Here is a 22969-nt window from a genome sequence, read left to right as displayed (position 1 = left end):
CATCCTGTACAGGATGAAGTAGAGGTGCGGGCGTCAAGAGTACTTTCAGGGAGAGTGGCATCAATGACCTGAGAGAAAAGGGGCGACCGCCGAAGTAAGCAAGACTGCCAAGTCTTCTTATTGGTCTTACATCAAATAGATTTAAGACTGTCACCATTACTTGGTGGAGCGCTATCTCATCTGGTCAGGGGAAGATATATTTTATTTTCCTATGGTCAGAAAAACGTTGCCATTTGGCAGCCGGTGAGAAACGCGCTCACCGGCTGCTTTTTATTAACAGGAGGTGGATAGCGCTTGATTAGAGTAATGGTTTGTGGAGCCTATGGTAAAATGGGGCGGGAGGTCTTACTAGCAGTTCATAAAGATCAGCAGTTGAGCGTAGTAGGTGCAGTGGACAAAAACTCCGCTTTTGCCGATGTTGGGGATATAATTGGTGCAGGAAAGACTGGCGTAACTGTTGGTAACGATTTAACTACCGTCATCAACGAAACAAAACCCCAAGTCATGGTTGATTTTACTAACCCAGAAGCAGTAATGAATAATATTAGAATTGCAATAAAAAACGGAGTATGTCCAGTAGTAGGCACTACTGGTCTAGGGGAAGCCGAGCTTAATGAAGTTCGCGAGCTTTGCGCAGCTGCAAAGGTTAATGCAATTATTGCACCTAATTTTGCAATAGGTGCTATTCTCATGATGAAACTGGCGCAAGAAGCTGCAAAATACCTGCCACATGTTGAAATTATTGAGATGCACCATGATCAGAAGCTTGACGCTCCTTCCGGTACAGCACTTCGGACTGCTGAGTTAATTTCCAAGGTACGGGGCGATATGCGTCAAGGCCATCCAGATGAGGTAGAAAAACTAACAGGTGCTCGGGGGGGAGATTTAGCGGGAATCAGGTTGCATAGTGTCCGATTGCCAGGTTATGTAGCTCACCAGGAAGTTATTTTTGGCGGTTTAGGTCAAACGCTTACGATTCGCCACGACTCAATATCACGGGAATCATTTATGCCTGGAGTAGTACTGGCCTGTAAAAAAGTATTGACTGTTGATGGACTAATTTATGGTCTTGAACATATAATGGGCTAAAGCTTTGCAAAGTAGCATAAGATAACGTCAAAAGTATGGGGGAGCTGTCTAAATGAAAAAATATAATGTGGCAATTTTGGGGGCAACAGGAGCAGTTGGCCAGGAATTTTTAAAACTAATTGAAGAGCGGGAGTTTCCGTTTAATGAATTAAAGCTTCTAGCGTCTGAGCGGTCAGCCGGCAAAGTGATCGAATTTATGGGCAAGGACTACATAGTTGAAGAAGCAAAACCTGATTCATTCAAGGACGTGCACATTGCCTTGTTTGCTGGTGGGGCAACTAGCAAAACGTTAGCGCCAGAAGCAGTCAAGCGTGGCGCTGTTGTTATCGACAATTCCAGTGCGTTCCGTATGGACCCGGAAGTACCCCTAGTCGTACCTGAGGTGAATCCTGAGGCAATAAAAAATCATAAAGGAATTATTGCTAACCCTAATTGTTCCACAATTATTATGGTTATGGCGCTCAAGCCGATCTATGATGTTGTTAAGATAAAGCGGATTGTTGTTTCAACTTACCAGGCTGTTTCCGGCGCAGGCAAAGAAGCAATTGATGAGTTGACAGATCAGGTTAAGGCAGTTATGGAAAAAAGTCCGGTTGAGGCTAACATACTGCCAGGCGCGAGTTTACCAAAACATTATCAGATAGCCTTTAACCTGTTACCCCAAATTGACGTATTTGTCGAAGATGACTACACCAAAGAAGAAATGAAGATGGTACATGAAACCCATAAAATATTGAATGACTACACTGTTGGTATAACTGCAACAACAGTACGAGTACCAGTATATCGGAGTCATTCTGAATCAGTTAATATTGAGCTTGATGGTCCAATGTCTCCTGAAGAAGCTAAACAGGTACTGGCTAAGTTTCCCGGCGTTATTGTGGAAGATAATCCGGCTGAGATGTTATATCCTATGCCATTGTATACTTCTGACCGTAACGAAGTATCTGTTGGTCGGATTCGCGCAGATAAAACCGTGCCTCACGGGTTAAATATGTGGGTAGTAGGCGATCAAATCAGGAAAGGTGCGGCGCTTAATGCTGTGCAGATTGCCGAGTACATGGTTGAACATAATTTAATTTGAGGTGTAAAAAATGCGAATAATTGTCCAGAAATTCGGGGGAACATCAGTAGCTTCACCCGAAGTGCGGGAACTGGTATTGCGCAAGGTTGAGCGGGCACGTGACCAAGGATTTAGTCCGGTTGTTGTCGTATCGGCAATGGGACGCCAGGGAGCTCCCTACGCGACGGACACGTTAATCGGAATAGCGCGAACGGCATATAAGGGTATTGCAGCTCGTGAGCTCGATCAGATTATGTATTGCGGTGAGATGATTTCAGCTGTGGTTATGGCCGGAACGCTACAGGCCGCAGGTATGGAAGCCGTTATGCTAACAGGAGGGCACGCTGGTATTATTACTGATGCGACATTTAATAATGCTCGGATTTTAAAATGTGATCCTACACGTATAATTAGCCTCTTAAAGCAAGGAAAAGTACCTGTTATATGTGGCTTCCAGGGGATGACAGGCGACGGCGAATTTACCACTCTGGGGCGGGGGGGAAGTGATACTAGTGCTTCAGCCTTAGGCGCATCGCTAAATGCCGAGATGGTAGAGATATATACCGATGTTGACGGAATTATGACAGCAGACCCAAGAATTGTCAATGATGCTAAGATTCTTGATTGTATAAGCTACGGGGAGGTATGTCAATTGGCTCATCAAGGTGCTAAAGTCATTCATCCTCGGGCAGTAGAAATTGCTATGCAGAAAAATATTCCACTTGTAGTAAAATCAACGTTTTCTGACGCGCCTGGTACGCTAATCACTAATATTGCCAAAGAAGATACCGATGGAGCGGCAGTAATCGATAAAGTAGCTACAGGTGTAACTTATTTGACAAATATTGTTCAGATTAAAGTTCATCTTGATGAAACTATGGCGAGTGACGCCAGTTTCAAAGTATTCAAAACACTGGCCGACAGTGATATCAGCGTTGATTTAATTAATGTTCATCCAGGTCAAATCATGTTTACGATTAATGCGGATCACGCTGAAAGGGCAGCAGCTAAACTCAAACGCCAAGGGTATGAAATTGAACTCTTAGAAAACTGCGCTAAAGTATCGGTTGTTGGCGGCGGAATGCGTGAAGTACCTGGAGTTATGGCAAGTTTTATTGAAGCATTGTCATGTAATAAGATTGCTATTCTCCAAACAGTAGACTCTCATACCTCCATTTCGGTGCTTGTGCCACAAAGCGATGTTGGAGCAGCAGTTAAATCACTTCATGAGAAGTTTGGTTTATCAACTTAATAAGGGGAGAGTTTAATGAGGAATTTCGGGCGTGTTTTAACCGCAATGGTAACCCCGTTTAATGATGATTATAGTATTAACTATAGTGAAGCTGCAAAATTGGCACAATACCTTGTAGATAATGGTTCAGATGGCATTGTTGTGGCTGGTAGCACTGGTGAATCGGCAACACTGAGTAACAGTGAGAAGGTTAATCTCTTTAGGGCGGTATTGGAAGCCGTAGGCGATAGAGCTACTGTAATTGCCGGCACAGGTTCAAATGATACCAGAGCCTCGATAGAATTAACCAAAGAAGCTGAAAAGGTCGGTGTGCATGGTGCCATGCTTGTTGGACCTTACTATAATAAACCCCCACAAGAAGGATACTATCAGCATTTTAAGGCTATTGCCGATTCCACAACTTTACCACTTATTGTGTATAATGTTCCGGGTCGCACAGGTTCGAATATTCTGCCGGGAACAATTGCGCGGTTGGCTGAGATTAACAATATTGTAGCTGTGAAAGAGGCAAGTGGTAGCTTGGAGCAAGTTTCTGAGATTATCCGTAATACTCCTAATGATTTTTTAGTGTACAGCGGTGATGATGGGCTGACGCTGCCATTACTGTCCGTGGGAGGGAATGGCGTTATCAGTGTAGCCGCTCATATTGTAGGAAAACGTATGCAGGAGATGATAGCTGCCTTTTATGCCGGCGATATTGCTAAAGCTCAAGCACTACACCTAGAACTCCTGCCTTTCTTTAAAGTTATCTTTATTACAACAAATCCAATACCTATTAAAGATGCAGTTAACCTTATCGGTATAAAAGCCGGTCCAATGAGGCTGCCGTTAGTGTCGCCTACTGTCAGTGAAACCGAGCAGCTCAAAAAAGTAATGCAATCAATAGGGGTGCTATAAAGTAGACTTAGCTTCAGATGGGGTTTTAATCCCACCTGAAGGTTAGTCGCCCAACTTCCAGGGAAGCCTCCTAAACTCCCACTTGTAGAAGAGGGAGTCTTAGAGCGGGTTAGTCATCGGATAAAATTGACTTACCGGTAGCGAAAGCTGCCGGTTTTTTTGTATGTGTAGACAGGATTTGCATATAATATTGCAGAGCGAGATTGCCACTTGTTGTCAGAGGCAGTTAAATAGGTTATAATTATTCACAAGTGGACAGGACGGCCGGTTTTTTATTTATGAGTTTTAATGAACGGGCGGTTACAAACTTAATTTGCTAAATTACATTTATTAATTATTTTGGAGGTGTATGTTTTTTTGGCACGACAACCAAACAAAGTACAAATTATTCCCCTGGGCGGGATGGGGGAAATCGGCAAAAATATGACGGTAATCCGTTATGGTGATGAAATAATAGTAATTGACTCAGGATTAATGTTTCCTGAAGACGATATGTTAGGCATTGACTTAGTTATTCCTGACATCACCTATCTATTGGACAATCGTGATTTAGTAAAAGCTATTGTTTTAACACATGGGCATGAAGATCATATTGGAGCTTTGCCTTATGTATTGAAACAACTTAACGTACCTGTATACGGCACTCGCTTAACGCTTGGAATTTTAGAAGGGCGTTTGAAAGAAAACAATGTTTCTGTTAACAACTTAAATGCTGTTAAGCCCGGAGATCAAATTCAGATAGGTAATTTTAAAATTGGCTTCATTCGCGTAAGTCATAGTATCGCCGATGCAGTAGCATTGTCGGTAAAAACACCTGTGGGTGTCATTGTTCATACTGGGGATTTCAAGCTTGATCAAACTCCAGTCGACGGCAAGGTCACCGATTTTTATCGATTTGCAGAGTTAGGCGATCAAGGGGTGCTTGTACTTTTAGCTGATAGTACAAACGCTGAGAGACCTGGCTATACACAAAGTGAAAAATCGGTCGGCGTAACATTTGATGAAACCTTTCGCAATGCGAGAGAGCGCATTATTATCGCTTCTTTTTCGTCTAACGTTCACCGCATTCAGCAGGCAATCGATACCGCTTGCAAACACCGGCGCAAGGTAGCTATCCTTGGACGCAGTATGGTCAATGTTGTCAATATTGCTTTAGAACTTGGTTACTTGAATGTACCGGAAGACGTTATCATCGATATTGATGAAATTAACAATTATCCATCATCAGGGATTGTTATCTTAACGACCGGTAGTCAAGGTGAGCCAATGTCTGCTTTAACGAGGATGGCAATGTCTGATCATAAGAAGGTTGAGATTATCCCTGGTGATACCGTGATCATTTCAGCTACGCCCATACCAGGGAATGAAAAGCTAGTATCGCGCACTATTGATTTTCTTTTCCGGCAGGGTGCAGAAGTAGTTTATGAATCAACCTCAGGCATCCATGTATCTGGGCATGCCAGCCAGGAAGAGCTTAAGCTTATACACAATCTTATTCGTCCTAAATTCTTTATACCTGTACATGGAGAATACCGCCATTTAATTAAGCATTCTAAACTGGCTCAGTCGTTAGGTATGCCTAAAGAAAATGTTTTTGTTGCTGAAAATGGTCAAGTACTGGAATTTACCCCCGACAAAGGAGCGGTAACCGGAAAGGTGACATCAGGCAATGTCTTAGTTGATGGTCTTGGTGTAGGTGATGTAGGAAACATCGTGCTTAGAGACCGCCGTCAGCTTTCGCAAGATGGAATACTAATTGTTGTTGTAACCATGGACAAACAGCGTGGCCAAGTGGCCGCAGGTCCGGATATTGTGTCCCGTGGCTTTGTCTATGTGCGTGAATCTGAGCAACTGATGGAAGACGCCAGAGAGCGGGTTAAACAGGCATTAGAGAAATGTGAGTTGAATGGTGTTACTGAATGGGCAGCCATTAAGTCCAACGTTCGTGACACATTGGGTAAGTATCTGTACGAGCGTACACGCCGGCGTCCAATGATATTGCCAATAATCATGGAAGTATAGACTAAAGCCTTGTTATATCTGTTGTAGTGCAGATATAACAAGGCTTTTTATTATCCTGAGAAGTTATAACTGTATGAAATTCATGTCAGCGACAATACTATATATGATATAAAAATGATAGCTCATTAGCTGGAGGGATACTCAAATGATAGTGAATGATAATCCGGTAGTTGCTCCTCCGGGCACTAATCCTGAAGAGCCGCAAATAATTCCGTCTCCGACAGAGGCTCCGAAAAAAAGTAGGCAAGCCAAAAAAGCTGGGCCGGCCGAAAACATCCAAGAATTAGGATCGACTGAAGTACCAACAGCTAAAACTAACACACACGTAATGACCATCATTGGACAAATCGAAGGCCATATGGTGCTACCACCTCAGAATAAAACAACAAAGTACGAACATGTAATGCCTCAACTTGTTGCTATTGAACAATCAAATGAAATTGATGGTTTACTGTTGATTCTAAATACTGTAGGTGGAGATGTTGAAGCAGGCTTGGCGATTGCTGAAATGATTGCTAGTATGTCTAAACCAACAGTCTCAATAGTACTGGGCGGCGGCCACAGTATTGGTGCCCCTATCGCTGTTTCAGCAACTGCTTCGTTCATCGTCGAAAGCGCTACTATGACTATTCATCCGATCAGACTTACAGGGTTGGTAATTGGTGCTCCTAGTTCATTTGACTATCTTGAAAAAATGCAGGAACGTGTAAACAAATTTGTAGTAACCCATTCGAACATTACAGAGAAGAAGTGGAAAGAGCTTTTGTTTAAAACCGGAGAGTTATCTCGGGATATTGGTACTTCTGTAGCCGGAAGAGATGCAGTGAAATATGGCCTTATTGATGAAATAGGTGGTGTATCTCAAGCTCTAAATAAATTACAAGAACTAATTGCCGCACATAAAGAACATAAAGAAGGCAAGGGGTTGAAGCAGTAATGATTCTCTGGACGATTGTCCCAGAAGAAACAATTTTTGCTAGTCAAAACCAGCCAGATATTAATTTTAAAGTAATTGATTATTCGGGGCAGAAGATAGTGGTAGAACAGATATCATACAGCGAATTCCGAATTACTCGCTTACTTACTACAAATCCTTTAGACTATCTTGATAACAAACTTCAACCAGGAAAAATTATTAGGTACATGCCGAATATTGAAACGCTCTCTTAACGAGAGCGTTTTTCTTTCGTAAAATAAAGGATTTTTTAACATTATGTAGAACAAAATACTGTTAGAGGTGGTATGTTTTGCCTAAATGGTTGACCCATTTAACTCCCGAATTGCGGCATGAACTTTTTGGTGTAACAATGGTGACTGGGGGGCTGTTAGCATTAATCAGCCTGCTTGGTTTAAACGTTGGACCACTTGGTTTGTTTGTTGCCAAGATGCTTAAGTACACTTTTGGAATTGGCGCAGTGGTCGTACCGCTAGTGCTTTTAATAATTGGACTAAAGTACATCATAGCAAAAAGTTCAATTACTTACTCCGTGAAGTTTTGGGGGTTATTACTTTTATATTTTATGGCTTTATCAATTTATCATCATATAAAGATTCCTATTGGCCATGAGATAATGCCTGAAAGCTTAGTGGCAGGGGGAGGATTTACTGGTGGTTTGCTGCTTTTCTCATTGCGTAAGCTGTTAGGCGTGCATGGATCAATCATTGTTCTATCAGCATTAATGCTTTGTTCGCTATTAATGGCAACAACTTGGTCTTTGGCTGAGACATTGTTAAGCGCCAAAGATAAAGCTGTAGAAAGTTTGGTTTCAGCTAGAGAAGCGATTGCGGCGTCAGCTGAAACAATGTTTGATGAGCCGGAGGGAACAAAAGCTCAACCGATGTTTTATGACCACCAGCGGGATACCAAACCAGAATTCGCCATACATGCCAGAGAAAATGAGATAATTTCTACGAAAACTGACTATGCTCCGGTAGTTGAACAGTCTGAACAGCAAACGCTTGCTATAGTTAGACCCTCAGATATCGGTATTAATCCTGCCTATGGCTTACCGCCGCTGTCGCTATTAAAGAAGCCTAACCGGCCGCGGCTGACCAAGGTGCCCAAAGAAGTTGCTGATAATGCCAGGATTTTAGAGCAGACTTTAGACAGTTTTAGTGTTAGTGCCAAAGTCATAAATACCTGTCAAGGACCGACAGTAACCCGCTATGAGCTTGAACCGGCTCCGGGAGTAAAGGTTAGTAAGATAGTAAATTTATCAGACGATTTGGCCCTTAAGCTGGCTTCATCCGGAGTTCGTATTGAGGCGCCAATTCCTGGTAAAGCTGCCATTGGTATTGAAGTACCAAATAAAGAGCTATCAGGTGTTGCTTTGCGAGAAGTTTTAGAGGCGGACGAATTCCAGCGCTCTTCAGCCGGTCTGACAGTGGCCTTAGGCAAGGATATTGCGGGCCAACCAATCGTTACTGATTTGGCTAAGATGCCGCATTTGTTGGTTGCTGGAGCTACTGGTTCGGGAAAAAGTGTTTGTATTAACACATTAATAACAAGCGTACTATTTAAAGCCCGCCCTGACGAAGTAAAGTTGGTGCTGATTGACCCCAAAATGGTTGAGTTGTCAAATTATAATGGTATACCTCATTTATTAACGCCTGTAGTAACTGATGCAAAAAAGGCAGCATCGGCTTTAAACTGGGCAGTACAGGAAATGGAACGCCGGTATGAAGTTTTTGCAACTGCTGGGGTGCGGGATATCTCGCGGTATAATGAGCTTCACCCTGAAGGGCTGTTGCCCCTAATATTGATCATTATCGATGAGCTTGCCGACCTAATGATGGTAGCCCCTGTTGATGTCGAGGATGCTATTTGCCGCCTGGCCCAAAAAGCAAGGGCGGCTGGCCTTCACTTAGTGTTAGCAACACAACGTCCTTCTGTTGATGTTATTACTGGAACTATAAAGGCGAATGTGCCTTCACGGATTTCCTTTGCTGTTTCGTCACAAGTTGACTCGCGAACGATCTTGGATATGGCTGGAGCTGAGAAACTTTTAGGAAAGGGAGACATGCTATTTTATCCTGTTGGAGCTTCAAAACCGCTCCGGGTGCAGGGGGCTTTTATCGCTGATACTGAAGTTGAAGCTTTAGTAACTTACATTAAAGAGCAAGCCGAGCCTGAATATACTGAGGGTATCACTACTGTAGAAACCGGGAGCATTAGTAAGGAAGAGCCGGCGCATTTTGAGGATGAGCTTTTGGAAGATGCTGTGCGCATGGTGCTTGAAACAGGACAAGCCTCTGTGTCTATGTTGCAACGCAAATTTCGTATTGGGTATACGCGTGCGGCCAGGCTGATTGATACTATGGAAGAAATGAAAATTGTTGGACCTAATATGGGTAGCAAAGCCCGTGAAATTATTATGACTTCAGAACAAGTATATTTAAGATATTTTAAAAAATAAATTTCTTGCAATGCTTATAGCATTTTGTGGCAGGGTAGAATAGTAGTGGTGATTAATATTGAATAGCGTTATCAGAGTAGAAGATGCAGTAACACTTGATAGTCCAATTTTCATAGATATGCGTTCACCGGAGGAGTATGCCGTAGGACACATTCCCGGCGCAGTGAATATTCCTTTATTTAATGACGATGAGCGAGCTAAGGTTGGAACAATCTATAAACAAATGGGTGCCGAAGAAGCTAAACATCTGGGATTGTCTATTGTTTCAACTAAGCTGCCGGACATAGTCGGACAAGCTCGTCAGCTTCATAAATCAGGTCGAAAGGTCGTGGTGTATTGCTGGCGAGGCGGGATGCGTTCTAAATCAATTGTAAATGTGCTTGAGATGATGGGCATTGCAGCTTCGCAGCTTTTAGGCGGATTTAAAGCTTATCGCCAATATGTCTTAGACAGGCTGAAAACTTTTGAAGTTAAGCCAGTTATAGTAGTTCTTTGTGGTTCAACAGGAACGGGAAAAACAATAATCCTAAACCTGCTGGCTCAGCAAAATATTCCTGTAATTGATTTAGAAAAATTAGCTAACCATCGTGGTTCGGTTTTCGGTCAGATAGGTTTAGGTAAGCCATCAACAGCCCAGAATTTTGATGCTAAACTGTTGATGGAACTCGACATATTAAACGATCAGCCCTATATAGTTGTTGAATGCGAAAGTAAACGCATTGGCAATGTATATTTACCAGACTCTTTATTTAATGCGATGAGACAAGGTAAAAAAATACTATTGTCTACTAATATTGAAATAAGAGTAGATAGACTTATTGAGGAATATCTGGATATATACAGTAATAATCAGGAAGCAATAATAGCTAGTATTGAATCATTGCGTAAACGTATTGGTAATAAAAAAACCGACCAATTATTGGTCGATTTTAATGCTGGTAAAATACGTGATGTTGTTAAGATACTGCTTTTAGATTACTATGACCCGATGTATGGTTATGAAAAGGCAGAGACTACTAATTATGACTCGTGGGTGAAAGCTGATGACGTGGAGCAAGCTACAGATGCAATAATCCAATACTTACAACAGTTTGGGAGGTAGTTGTTTTGCAAACAGTAGGGGAAATCTTACGTGCTGAACGTGTTAAAAAAAGCCTATCAATAAAAGATGTGGAAAGTGCTATAAGCATTAGAGCGCTGTATCTTAACGCTATTGAGGAAGGTAACTATAGCGTTATTCCAGGTGAAGTGTATTTGAAAGGTTTCATCCGTAATTACGCTACTTTTTTGGGGCTTAATCCCCAGCAAGTAATGGAGGTATACCGCCAAAACAAAGGTCAGGCGAGTGAGCTTGCGCCAACTGTGAGTCAGTCAGAGACGATTCAGGTGTCTCCGGCATCAAGTGGTGGTGGCTTGAAAAAATGGCTTATTGCAGCGGTTGTGGCAGCTGGGGTGGTGGCTGGATTAGCATGGTGGTCATCAGGAAGCCAAAAACCTGCTCCTGCTCCACCACCATCGGTAACACAACAGCCAGGACCCGCAACTGGGCAGCAGCCTCCTCAATCAGCTCCACCAACTCAGTCAGTAGCACCGGCAAAATCAGCTGCAAAAGTCAGTGTAACTGCTAAATATAATGCTCAGTGCTGGACTCAGATAATGGCGGACGGCAAAGAGATATATGAAGGCATTCCTAAAAGCGGCGAGTCTTTGACCTGGGAGGCAACAAGCAAACTTACTGCTAAATTTGGCAATGCCAATGCTGTTGATTTAGTATATAATGGGAGCCCTGTGGGGAAAATTGGGGGTAGTGGAGAAGTAGTTGTCAAAACATTTACTATAAACGGTATTACACAATAGGAATGAGGTAAATACATCAATATGACTGATTTTTTGCCAATGACCCGGGAGGATATGGCTAAGCGGGGCTGGGAGCGGTTAGACTTTTTGTTTATCAGTGGCGATGCTTATGTTGATCATCCTAGTTTCGGGCCGGCTATTATCTCGCGATTATTGGAAAAATACGGATATAAAGTTGGGATAATTGCCCAACCTGATTGGCGTTCAACTAACGACTTTAAACGCTTAGGAAAGCCACGATTAGGGGTATTAGTTTCAGCAGGTAACTTGGACTCTATGCTGAATAAATATACTGCGGCTAAAAAATATCGTAGTACTGACAATTATTCGCCCGGGGGCCAGTCTGGACTTAGGCCTGAACGGGCGACAATTGTTTATTGCAACCGCATAAGAGAGTTATGGAAGACTATTCCCCTTGTTATTGGCGGCATTGAAGCCAGTCTAAGGCGTTTTGCTCATTATGATTATTGGTCAGATAGTGTCCGGCGCTCCATATTAATTGATAGCCGAGCAGATCTATTGATTTATGGTATGGGTGAAAAGCAGATAAAAGATTTATCTGCTCAGTTATCTGCTGGGATTAGTGTCGACAATATTCGGGATATAGCCGGAACCTGCTATCGCACAGAAACGTTAGAACATCTTTGGGACTACACTGAAACTCCAAGTTATCAGGATGTAGCTAATAGTAAACAAGATTTTGCCGAGGCATTTAAGACTCAATATTTAGAACAAGATCCTATTCGGGGTAAAACCATAGTTCAGAACCATGGCGAACAGTACGTAGTACAAAATCCGCCTGCCATGCCTCTTTCTACGCAGGAGATGGATGAGATATATGATCTACCGTATCAACGTACCTATCATCCTTCATATATACAGGCTGGTGGCATTCCGGCCATTCAGGAAGTAAAGTTTGGCATTGTGAGTCATCGTGGCTGTTACGGCAGCTGCTCTTTTTGTGCTTTATATGCACATCAAGGCAGGATAATACAAAGCCGGAGCAAAGAATCAATATTGCAGGAAGCCAATCAACTTGTTAAATTGCCTGATTTTAAAGGATACATACATGATGTGGGTGGACCTACAGCTAACTTTCGTCAGCCGGCTTGTGAACATCAAGCAGAGAGAGGAACATGCCGAGGCAAGCAGTGTTTATTTCCGAGCGCGTGCAAAAGTTTAAATACTAACCATAGTGAATATTTAGAATTACTTAGGGCAATTCGAAAAATTCCGGGCATTAAAAAAGTCTTTGTTCGGTCAGGGTTACGCTACGACTATTTGCTGGCTGCTAACGACAGGGAGTTTTTGCGGGAATTATGTGAACACCATGTCAGTGGTCAGCTAAAAGTAGCACCCGAACACGTTTCACCTAAGGTTACTAAATTAATGGGTAAGGCTGGTAAAGATACATATCTAAAATTTAAAAAAGCCTACGAGCAAACTAATAAGGATTTGGGAAAAGAACAATACTTGGTACCATACTTTATGTCCAGTCATCCTGGTGCTGGTCTGAAAGAAGCCGTTGAGTTGGCTGAATTCTTGCGCGATACCGGATATAACCCAGAGCAAGTGCAGGATTTTATCCCAAGTCCTGGCAGTTTGTCAACTTGTATGTATTATACAGGTATAAATCCACTTACAGGGGAAAAGGTATATGTTGCCAAAAGTCCGCATGACAAGCGGCTGCAGCGGGCTTTACTGCAATACCGTGATCCAAAAAACTATGAGCTGGTTCACGAAGCGCTCATAAGCGCAGGTCGTCCAGATTTAATCGGGTATGAACCACGTTGTCTAATCCGGCCGCGGCAGAACAAACAATATGACACCAGTAGCGGCCCTGCTGAAAAGTCAGGAAAACAGCGCCGTTTAACTCCCGCAAGAGGCAAACCAGTAAAAAAGCAGACTAGAAGATCCTAGTCTGCTTTACTTATAAGTCCAAAGGCGCGGCGGCAGTCGTCAGATAAAAGGTACATAGCAATTAGTCCGTGTGGGACTATTGTTATGACGCCCATTGTCATGTTATAGCCAAACATAACGATGAAGCCAATAATTACAAAAACCAGAGAAAGAACCAATTCAAATAAGCGAGCCCAGCGCTTGAGTTTTAACAAACCAACGGCAGGGATGGCATACAGGAGTACTGCAACTACTGAATTTATAGTTGCCGATGGATTATTTTGCACTAATCCATCGTAAACGCCGAAAACGTATCCGATTGCGACAAGCAACAAAAAACCGACAATAAAAAGCAAGCGAAAAGTTAAATCAGGATGAAGAAAAGACCACCATGAGGGTTTTTCTATCATAGTCAACAACTCCTTTCTAGTATTTAATTTTACCATATTACTAAGCTTTTTTGAATAAGTTAGTTTTCTGACAGTTATACTACAGCCGGCAATACCAATATTTATTCCAGCGTTTTGCTGTATTATAAGGATTTGGACTTGCATAAAATAAGAATAAAGGGTATAGTATATATGTTTGCCTTAACTATTTATTTCAGACGACTAAATGCGGAGGTAACTTATGAAACGTTATCTACCATTATTTTTAATATCGTTTTTCTTAATAATATTAGCGCTTACGGGAACCACATACCTTGCAGGCTATGCCGGCAAGGAAAATAGAAATAGTTTGACAACAATTATGGTCTATACTACGCTGCCTATTGAACAGGTATCTGCGTTAGCTCAGGAATACGAAAGGGTAGCGAAAGTCAGGGTAAATATTGCACCTTTTAATGAGAAGGAATTGCTCAATAAGTTAGTAGAAGAATCATCAAAACCGCAAGCTGACCTGATTCTTGCTAACCGCAAAACACTAAAACAAGCCAGAAGTAACGCGCTTCTAATACCCTATCAATCTGAATACACGGACATAATACCAAGTAGATTTCAAGATAATGATGGCTACTGGACTGGTGTTTGGTATGATCCTATAATTTTTGCCTCGAACCAAGATTACCTAAAAAAGGCACTAAAAAAGCCAACAAAGTGGTCTGATTTGCCTTTAGATTCCAAGGTGAAATTTGGTATGACTGACTTTCTCGCAGCCGATGCTGCGGCTAATCTTTTATACACGTTGGTCGCGGCTAATGGCGAGGAGCAGACATTTAGCTTTCTTAAGAAGCTTCACCCGCAAATTGTGCAATATGCAAAATTTTTAGCAACCCCAGCGAGAATGGCTAGTATGGGTGAAGTTGATATTGCAATTGCTGTTCACAGCGAGGCCATGAGGTACGCGAAGGATGGCTTTCCGGTAGAAATAATTTACCCTGAAGACGGTACAGCTTACCTGCTGACTGGCGTGGGCTTGGTACGAGGGGCGGCTTATGCTTCCGAAGCAAAACAGTTTATTGATTGGTTGACTCAGGAGGGGGCACATTTTGCTATGGAGCATCATAAGTTCTATTTTGTGCCGACAAACCCAGAAACCCGCCTGCATAGGGAGTATGCCACTAAAAATATACAGCTAATTGATCATCATGATATGTATTTGCCTGAACAGCAGCGCAAACTATTAGATAAGTGGGTTCAGGCAGTGCGCCTGGGGATACAATAAGGGAGGAAGCCATAATTAATGCTAAAAGCAGGATTTGTCAGTTTAGGATGTGCCAAAAACCTTGTGGATACAGAGGTAATGTTAGGTATTTTGGCAGATAATGATATACAGATTACAGACGACCCGCATGCTGCGGATATTTTAATTGTTAATACCTGCGGTTTTATTGACTCTGCTAAGGAAGAATCAATCGCTACTATTATTCAGATGGCTGATTTTAAACGGGATGGCAAGTGCCGCGGTGTTATTGTAGCAGGTTGCTTAGGGCAGCGTTATCAGCAAGATTTGTTAGACGAGCTGCCGGAAGTATCAGCAATTGTTGGTACTGGTGCATGGCCTCGTATTATGGAAGCAGTTGATGCCGTTCTTGCTGGCGAACGTGTTTTGCTTATTGGTGAAACAGATATCATTTATGACGAAACCATGCGGCGTATCACCACTACTCCATCTTACAGCGCCTATGTAAAGATCGCTGAAGGTTGCAGTAACTGCTGTTCGTATTGTGTAATTCCTCTGGTGCGCGGCAGCTATCGGAGTCGTCCCGTGGAATCAATTGTAAGCGAGGTAAAAAAACTTGCCGAGCAGGGAGTAAAGGAAATAAACCTAATTGCTCAAGATACTACTAGTTACGGGCGTGACCGTTATGGCAAGCCACAATTAGCGTTATTGCTTAAGGAGCTTGTAAAAATTGAAGGTATTGTCTGGATTAGGCTGCTATACTGTTATCCTAAATACTTCAATGATGAGCTTATTGAGCTTATTGCCAACGAGCCAAAGATTTGCAAATACATTGACTTACCACTCCAGCATGCTCATGACGAAATACTGTCGGCTATGAACCGCCGTGATACACGCATAGAGATTGAAAGGTTATTAGGTAAAATTCGTGCCGCTATTCCAGGAGTCGTTATCCGTACCTCTTTCATTGTCGGATTTCCAGGTGAGACAGAGAGCCATTTTGAGTCACTCAAGCAATTTGTGCTTGAGCAAAAATTTGAACGGGTAGGGGTATTTATCTACTCCCAGGAAGAGGATACTCCTGCCGGGAACCTAGAGCAGCAAATACCTGATAGTGTTAAAGATGAACGTTATCATGAATTGATGGCACTGCAGTGCCAGATTTCGGAAGATTTAAATCGCGACATGGAAGGCAAGATGCTGGATGTGTTAATTGAAGGTTATAACCCTGAGCAGCCTGATGTAGCGTTCGGTAGGTCGTACCGGGAAGCGCCTGATGTTGATGGGCGTATTTATGTAGAGGGTGCGGCCAGCTTGCCATTGGGAGAGCTAGTGCCAGCAGAAATTGTACAGGGATTTACTTATGACTTATTGGCTGAAAGAAAGTGATACTGGCCGCATAATAATATAATGCAGGCTTAAAATAGTAGAGACTGCCAAGCTCTGCTATTTTTTGTTAAATAGTTAGTACTAAAAGTTAATTTTTTCGACAAAATCTATTAATTGAAAGGAATTGCTGATTATGCCGCGAATGCATAATGTTAGGAGGGAATGCGATGATTGTAGAATTAGTGAGTACCGGCACTGAACTACTTTTAGGTCAAATTGTAAATACTAATGCACCATTTTTAGCTGCCCAGTTAAATGAACTGGGTTTCAGCGTACTATATCAGACTACTGTTGGCGATAACCGAGAGCGGATGAAAAATGTCTTAAGAACAGCTTTAGCGCGGGCCGACATTGTCATAACAAGCGGGGGGTTAGGCCCTACGCAAGGTGATATTACTAAAGAAGTAACGGCTTCACTGCTAAACAAATCAATGTATTTTCATGAGCCCAGTGCAGAGCGGATACAACGTTATTTTGCTGAACGACGCATATGTATGTCAGATAATAATCTACGGCAGGCCATGATGCCTGAAGGTGCCAAGATTATTGACAATACATGTGGTACAGCGCCAGGAGTAATTGTTGAAGATCAAACATCAGGAAAAATAATCATCAATTTGCCAGGACCTCCGCATGAGTTATCAGCAATGTTTGAAACCTCTATTATGCCATATCTTAAGAATCAATTTGGCATTCAAGGTGCTATTGTATCTAGAGTACTACGTACATATGGCTTGGGAGAGTCGGCTTTAGAAGAAAAAATTAAAAAATATATCCTATCCCAATCGAATCCTACCCTTGCCTTATTAGCTAGGAATGGTGAAATACATGTCCGCATTACCGCAAGAGCAGCTAGCGAAATTGACGCGTTGCAACTGATTACAGAGCTTGAGGGCCAAATTCGTCCGCTAATAAATGAATATATCTTTGGTATTGACGATGAAACCCTGGAGAAGTCTGTGAGCAAGTTGCTCTTGGAGAAAGAGTTGACAATAGCGTTAGCGGAATCTTGTACAGGTGGCCTTGTAACCAGCCGCATTACAGATGTTCCAGGCAGTTCTCGTTATTTAATAGGATCAGTGATCTGCTACAGTAATGAGGTTAAAGTAGCCCATGTTGGCGTTTCGGCGGAAATAATTGCTAGTAACGGTGCTGTAAGTCAAGAGACTGCTGAGAGCATGGCCAAAGGTATTAAAGAAAAATATTGTACCAGTATTGGTATTGGCATTACTGGGATAGCCGGTCCGGATGGAGCAACTGCCGACAAGCCGGTAGGACTTGTCTACATTGCTATTGAGGGTCCAGCAGGAAGAGTCTGTTATCAACATTATTTTAACGGGAATCGCACTGACGTAAAGCACAGGACGGCTTTAGCCGCCCTTAATCACTTACGTCATTATTTGCGTACTATATAGGGGGTTTTTGTATTGAAAGACGCGGTAACTTTATTTGGTGACATATCTTTAAGTAAGAAAACGACAGCAGCAATCACTGAAATGGGGTTTGAAGAACCATCACCCATTCAAAGCCAAACTATTCCGCTGGTATTAGCTGGGAACGATGTTCTAGGTCAGGCTCAAACCGGTACCGGTAAAACAGCGGCATTTGGCATACCTATTATGGAACGGATATCGGAAGCTAAACATATACAGGCGCTTGTACTTACGCCGACTCGGGAACTGGCTATTCAGGTATCTGAGGAATTAGCTAAAATCGGGAAATTCAAACGCATAAAAACACTGCCAATTTATGGTGGGCAAGCAATCGAAAGGCAAATTAGAACACTTAAATTAGGTGTGCAGGTAGTAGTTGGGACTCCTGGCCGTCTACTTGATCATATTCGTAGAAATACCATCAAGCTCGATAATGTTAAGTTATTAGTACTTGATGAAGCTGATGAAATGCTGGACATGGGTTTTGTTGACGATATTGAAACCATTCTTCAACACGTTCCTTCCGAGCGCCAAACACTGCTGTTTTCTGCTACGATGCCCTCGGAAATAATGGCACTAGCGAATAAATATATGAGAGACCGGGTAACGGTAACTATCAGTAAAGAACAGCTTACGGTGCCGCTTATTGATCAGATATATTATGAAACTCGCGATAAACTTGATGGGTTATGCAGGGTGCTTGACTCAGAAACAGTTGGCCGAGTTATTATCTTTTGCCGTACTAAGAAAGGTGTTGACGATTTAGTTGCCTCTTTATCAGCAAGAGGCTATATGTCAGACGGATTGCACGGCGACCTAAGTCAGGCTCAGCGTGATAGAGTTATGAAAAAATTTCGGGATGGCAAGTTAGATATACTTATTGCCACTGATGTTGCCGCCAGAGGACTAGATATTGAACATATTACTCATGTTATAAACTATGATATTCCCCAAGATCCTGAGTCATATGTCCACCGGATTGGCCGCACAGGACGTGCTGGTAAAAAAGGTGTAGCTATGACTTTTATTCAGCCGCGTGAATATAGGCAGCTAAAGCTTATTGAGAAAGAAGTCAAGACTCGCATACTACGGCGTCAGCTTCCATCACCGGCCGATATTCTTGAGCGGCAGACTGAAGTTATTAAAAATCAGCTTACGCAGACGATGACCAGAGGCGGTTTTGATGCATACAGCAGTATTGTAGCTGATTTGGCGACAGATTATGATCCGATTGATCTTGCTGCGGCGGCATTAAAATTATTTCAAGAGGGTTATAAAGAGCAGGAAGTCGTTGAAAAAGCGCAGTTTGGTAACACTGGAGCCGAACCAGGTATGGTACGGTTATTTATCAATGCGGGACGGGCTCAGAGAATTCAGCCACAAGATATTGTTCGAACTATTGCGGAAGAAGCAGACATTCAGGGCAGTATTATTGGAGTAATAAACATTTATGATAAGTTCACTTTTGTTGAAGTTCCTGAAAGTGTTGCAGAACGAGTGATGTCAGTCATGAATAAGAATACGATAAAGGGACATCGCATCAATATTGAACCGGCTAAAGGACGTTAAATAGTATGCAACTATAAGGCTCCAACGATGATGTTATTATTGACAAAACGAACAAATGTTTGTAAAATGGTGGTATAGTTATCGGGGGAGGTCTAAAATACATGGATAAGACAAAAGACTTTGAAAAGAACCGAGAGATGGATAAATTTAAAGCACTTGAGAACGCTATGCGCCAAATAGAGAAAGATTTTGGCAAAGGCGCGATTATGAAGCTTGGCGAAGCTGCCGCAAAAATGAATATTGAGGTTATTCCTACAGGTTCATTACCGATAGATATTGCGCTTGGAGTTGGCGGAGTGCCACGCGGGCGGGTTGTTGAGATATTCGGGCCAGAATCATCGGGTAAAACTACTGTATCTTTACACATTATAGCTGAGGCACAAAAATTGGACGGAATTGCTGCGTTCATTGATGCTGAACATGCTCTTGACCCGCTTTATGCCAAAAAGCTTGGTGTTGATATTGAGAATCTTTTAATTTCTCAGCCTGATAATGGTGAACAGGCCCTTGAGATTGCGGAGGCATTGGTGCGGAGTGCAGCTGTTGATATTATTGTTATTGACTCGGTAGCTGCCTTAGTCCCCAAAAACGAAATTGATGGTGATATGGGGGATTCTCATGTCGGGTTACATGCCCGCTTAATGTCCCAAGCATTGCGTAAATTGACAGGTATTATTAGTAAATCGCGAACTACTGTCATTTTTATCAACCAAATTCGTGAAAAAGTCGGTGTTATGTTTGGTAATCCGGAGACGACTACCGGGGGGCGTGCTCTGAAATTTTATTCATCAATTCGTTTAGATGTTCGCAAATCCGAGACTTTAAAGCAAGGTAATGAAGTTGTTGGTAGCCGTACCAAAGTTAAGGTTGTTAAAAATAAAGTGGCTCCGCCATTTAAACAGGCAGAGTTTGACATAATGTATGGTGAGGGTATTTCTCGTGAAGGTAGTTTAATTGATATTGGCGCTAGCCTTGATATTATAAACAAAAGTGGAGCATGGTTTTCTTATAATGACCAGCGTCTCGGACAAGGCAGAGAAAACGTTAAAGAGTTTTTAAAAGCAAACCGCCAAATGGCCGACGAGATAGACCGTAAAATTCGCGAAACGCTCTTAGCTGGCGATGCCAAACTTGATAACGTACTGCGTGATGACGGAGTAGCTGGTGAGGATGATGATGAGGCTTTTGAAGCCTGATGAATATGATTATAGCTGAAGCTGCTGTTCGGCTTTTAAAGTTCAGAGCTTATAGTCAATATGAGCTTAAACAAAAGCTTTTAAAACAAAACTACGATGAGCTAGCGGTAAATCAAGCTATTGAATATGTTACTGAGCGCGGCTATCTGAATGATGCCGCGCTTTGTAATATGCTGCTAGCAAAGTATGCGGAGATAAATAAATATAGCTCGAAAGAGTCTTTTATAAGGTTAAGACGCAGAGGTCTGCCTGCTGCTTTGATTAAGGCGAAGCTAGCGGACTGGGATGAGGAATTTGAGTATCACGCAGCTCTCAAATTAGCATTAAAACATTTTAGTGGGGATGAGAGTCAAGATATGGGTAAAGTGGTACGCCGTTTGTATGCCAAAGGGTTTAGGTCTGCAACTGTTAGTAAAGTTTTAGAGCGCCTTAGGGACATGGCGCCTTGACACCCCTTTGAAAAACAATTACAATAAAATTATCCAATCGTGAACCCATGTTAAATCGAATTAGGTAAACTTTTAGGAGAGCTTGAGTGCTGTAAAGCAATTGAAAAGCTACTTTTAAATGCCGAGTAAAACTCGGCTTTACCCTTAATACCAGTATTTTGATAAGGAGGTGGAACTTATAGTAGAGATTATTATTACCGCAATTTTAGTCGGACTGTTGAGTGCGGGTGGAGGCTATTGGGTACGTAAGAATATAGCTGAAGCCAAAATCGCTTCTGCTGAGAATGCAGCCAGAAAAATTTTAGAAGATGCTGAGAAAAGTGGCGAATCCAAAAAGAAAGAAGCATTGGTAGAAGCCAAAGAAGAAATCCACAAACAGAGAAGCGAACTTGAACGGGAGATTAAAGAACGCCGTACAGAACTTCAACGCTTAGAACGGCGCTTGGTGCAAAAAGAGGAAAACCTTGACCGAAAAATCGATTCTCTCGAAAAGAAAGAAGAGATTCTTAGCCGCAAAGAAGCTGAGTTGGATAAAAGTCAAGAAAGAATTAATGAACTTTATGCCAAGCAACAAACCGAACTCGAAAGACTGTCAGGTTTGACATCAGAAGATGCCCGCTGCTTACTGCTTGCTAATGTTGAAGAAGAAATTAAACATGAGACAGCAATGCTTATCAAAGATTTAGAGCAACAGGCTAAAGAAGACGCGGATAAGAAAGCCAGAGAAATTATATCGTTAGCTATTCAGCGTTGTGCCGCTGATCATGTTGCAGAAACAACTGTATCTGTGGTTGCTTTGCCTAATGACGAGATGAAGGGTCGGATTATTGGACGGGAAGGCCGCAATATCCGTACACTGGAGACACTTACCGGTATCGATCTGATTATTGATGATACACCTGAGGCAGTTATTTTATCTGGATTTGATCCTGTCCGGCGGGAAGTTGCCAGAATTGCGTTGGAAAAACTTATCGTTGACGGTCGAATTCATCCTGCTCGTATCGAAGAAATGGTTGAAAAGGCACAAAAGGAAGTTGAACAGAAAATTAAGGAAGCAGGCGAACAGGCTACATTTGAAACTGGAGTTCATGGCCTGCATCCAGAACTGATAAAACTTCTCGGACGATTAAAGTTCCGTACTAGCTATGGTCAAAATGTACTCAAGCATTCAATCGAAGTAGCACACTTAGCTGGAGTTATGGCTGCTGAACTTGGTGTAGACGTAATGTTAGCCAAGCGTGCTGGTTTACTTCACGATATTGGAAAGGCTGTAGATCATGAAGTCGAAGGCCCTCATGTAACAATTGGCGCTGACTTGGCCAAGAAATACCGTGAATCGGCTGAGGTTATTAATGCTATTGCTGCTCACCATGGTGATGAAGAGCCTAAGACGATTCAAGCAGTGCTCGTAGCAGCTGCTGATGCAGTATCTGCCGCTCGGCCAGGGGCTCGCAGGGAGACTCTAGAAAGCTATCTTAAGCGATTAACACGATTGGAAGAAATTGCTGAATCATTTGATGGCGTAGAGAAATCTTTTGCGATTCAGGCGGGTCGCGAAATTCGTATTATGGTTAAGCCAGATAAGATTGACGACCTAACAGCCGTTCGTTTGGTGCGGGATATTGTAAAGAAGATTGAAGGCGAACTCGAATATCCTGGTCAGATTAAAGTTACAGTTATTCGCGAAACACGCGCTGTTGATTATGCCAAATAGAAATTAACAAGCTATCTAAAACGGCTCTACCTTTTAAGGTAAAAGCCGTTTTTTAGTTTTTTTCCAATAATTTAAAAGAGGATTTATATCTCTTCTAGAGA

The 22969-nt window shown here is 42.3% G+C and carries 19 protein-coding genes and 1 riboswitch; of the genes, 18 read left to right on the top strand and 1 reads right to left on the bottom strand.

The genetic code is table 11. The annotated features are described in order from the left end of the window. Window positions 1-11: 11 nt before the first annotated feature. A riboswitch (Lysine riboswitch) is annotated at window positions 12-182 on the top strand. A 112-nt stretch (window positions 183-294) separates the two neighbouring features. The 11 genes from dapB to B9A22_RS08845 all read left to right on the top strand — a co-directional run bounded on the left by dapB (window position 295) and on the right by B9A22_RS08845 (window position 13516). Continuing rightward, complete coding sequence (gene dapB, locus B9A22_RS08895) at window positions 295-1089, top strand: 4-hydroxy-tetrahydrodipicolinate reductase (protein ID WP_084575371.1); 795 nt, start codon at window positions 295-297, stop codon at window positions 1087-1089. Between the two features lie 52 nt (window positions 1090-1141). Next, entirely contained in the window at window positions 1142-2173 is a 1032-nt protein-coding gene (locus tag B9A22_RS08890; protein ID WP_084575370.1) for an aspartate-semialdehyde dehydrogenase, read from the top strand. Between the two features lie 10 nt (window positions 2174-2183). After that, window positions 2184-3404 carry an aspartate kinase gene (gene dapG, locus B9A22_RS08885; RefSeq protein WP_084575369.1) on the top strand — a complete coding sequence of 407 codons (1221 nt, stop codon included), beginning with the start codon at window positions 2184-2186 and terminating at the stop codon, window positions 3402-3404. A 15-nt stretch (window positions 3405-3419) separates the two neighbouring features. Next, complete coding sequence (dapA, locus tag B9A22_RS08880) at window positions 3420-4301, top strand: 4-hydroxy-tetrahydrodipicolinate synthase (RefSeq protein WP_084575368.1); 882 nt, start codon at window positions 3420-3422, stop codon at window positions 4299-4301. A 402-nt stretch (window positions 4302-4703) separates the two neighbouring features. Then, entirely contained in the window at window positions 4704-6323 is a 1620-nt protein-coding gene (locus B9A22_RS08875) for a ribonuclease J (protein WP_245823920.1), read from the top strand. Between the two features lie 145 nt (window positions 6324-6468). After that, window positions 6469-7260, top strand: coding sequence for a ClpP family protease (locus tag B9A22_RS08870; protein WP_084575366.1), 792 nt, complete (start codon window positions 6469-6471; stop codon window positions 7258-7260). Continuing rightward, complete coding sequence (locus B9A22_RS08865; protein ID WP_084575365.1) at window positions 7260-7493, top strand: YlzJ-like family protein; 234 nt, start codon at window positions 7260-7262, stop codon at window positions 7491-7493. The genes B9A22_RS08870 and B9A22_RS08865 overlap by 1 nt, the downstream gene beginning before the upstream one ends. Window positions 7494-7630: 137 nt before the next feature. Beyond that, the gene (locus tag B9A22_RS08860; protein WP_084575509.1) at window positions 7631-9739 is read left to right on the top strand and encodes an FtsK/SpoIIIE family DNA translocase; all 2109 of its coding nucleotides are present in this window, start codon (window positions 7631-7633) and stop codon (window positions 9737-9739) included. 58 nt (window positions 9740-9797) lie between these two features. Beyond that, entirely contained in the window at window positions 9798-10841 is a 1044-nt protein-coding gene (gene mnmH, locus B9A22_RS08855; protein WP_084575364.1) for a tRNA 2-selenouridine(34) synthase MnmH, read from the top strand. A 5-nt stretch (window positions 10842-10846) separates the two neighbouring features. Further along, window positions 10847-11596, top strand: coding sequence for a helix-turn-helix domain-containing protein (locus B9A22_RS08850; protein ID WP_084575363.1), 750 nt, complete (start codon window positions 10847-10849; stop codon window positions 11594-11596). Between the two features lie 21 nt (window positions 11597-11617). Further along, window positions 11618-13516 (top strand): YgiQ family radical SAM protein, encoded by a 1899-nt coding sequence (locus B9A22_RS08845; RefSeq protein ID WP_084575362.1) that lies wholly within the window; start codon window positions 11618-11620, stop codon window positions 13514-13516. Here the strand turns inward: B9A22_RS08845 and B9A22_RS08840 are convergent. Then, window positions 13513-14049, bottom strand: a complete 537-nt coding sequence (locus tag B9A22_RS08840; protein ID WP_176215453.1) for a hypothetical protein — start codon at window positions 14047-14049, stop codon at window positions 13513-13515. The two genes, B9A22_RS08845 and B9A22_RS08840, sit on opposite strands and share 4 nt — an antisense overlap. Window positions 14050-14125: 76 nt before the next feature. Here B9A22_RS08840 and B9A22_RS08835 point away from each other — a divergent pair, with 76 nt between their 5' ends. The 7 genes from B9A22_RS08835 (at window position 14126) to rny (ending at window position 22868) form a co-directional block, all read left to right on the top strand. Beyond that, complete coding sequence (locus B9A22_RS08835) at window positions 14126-15160, top strand: ABC transporter substrate-binding protein (RefSeq protein ID WP_084575360.1); 1035 nt, start codon at window positions 14126-14128, stop codon at window positions 15158-15160. Between the two features lie 18 nt (window positions 15161-15178). Continuing rightward, the gene (gene rimO / locus B9A22_RS08830) at window positions 15179-16507 is read left to right on the top strand and encodes a 30S ribosomal protein S12 methylthiotransferase RimO (RefSeq protein ID WP_084575359.1); all 1329 of its coding nucleotides are present in this window, start codon (window positions 15179-15181) and stop codon (window positions 16505-16507) included. A 167-nt stretch (window positions 16508-16674) separates the two neighbouring features. Then, window positions 16675-17922: a competence/damage-inducible protein A gene (locus tag B9A22_RS08825; protein WP_084575358.1), complete on the top strand. Its 1248-nt coding sequence runs from the start codon at window positions 16675-16677 to the stop codon at window positions 17920-17922. A gap of 12 nt (window positions 17923-17934) precedes the next feature. After that, complete coding sequence (locus tag B9A22_RS08820) at window positions 17935-19509, top strand: DEAD/DEAH box helicase (RefSeq protein ID WP_245823902.1); 1575 nt, start codon at window positions 17935-17937, stop codon at window positions 19507-19509. A gap of 137 nt (window positions 19510-19646) precedes the next feature. Then, the gene (gene recA, locus B9A22_RS08815) at window positions 19647-20705 is read left to right on the top strand and encodes a recombinase RecA (protein ID WP_084575507.1); all 1059 of its coding nucleotides are present in this window, start codon (window positions 19647-19649) and stop codon (window positions 20703-20705) included. Beyond that, complete coding sequence (locus B9A22_RS08810; RefSeq protein ID WP_084575357.1) at window positions 20705-21154, top strand: regulatory protein RecX; 450 nt, start codon at window positions 20705-20707, stop codon at window positions 21152-21154. Before recA ends, B9A22_RS08810 begins: the two co-directional genes overlap by 1 nt. 169 nt (window positions 21155-21323) lie before the next feature. Then, the gene (gene rny, locus B9A22_RS08805) at window positions 21324-22868 is read left to right on the top strand and encodes a ribonuclease Y (RefSeq protein ID WP_084575356.1); all 1545 of its coding nucleotides are present in this window, start codon (window positions 21324-21326) and stop codon (window positions 22866-22868) included. Window positions 22869-22969: the final 101 nt, after the last annotated feature.

This window comes from Sporomusa malonica (assembly GCF_900176355.1).
Classification (GTDB): Bacteria; Bacillota; Negativicutes; order Sporomusales; family Sporomusaceae; genus Sporomusa; species Sporomusa malonica.
This window is presented reverse-complemented; position numbering and strand designations above follow the sequence as displayed.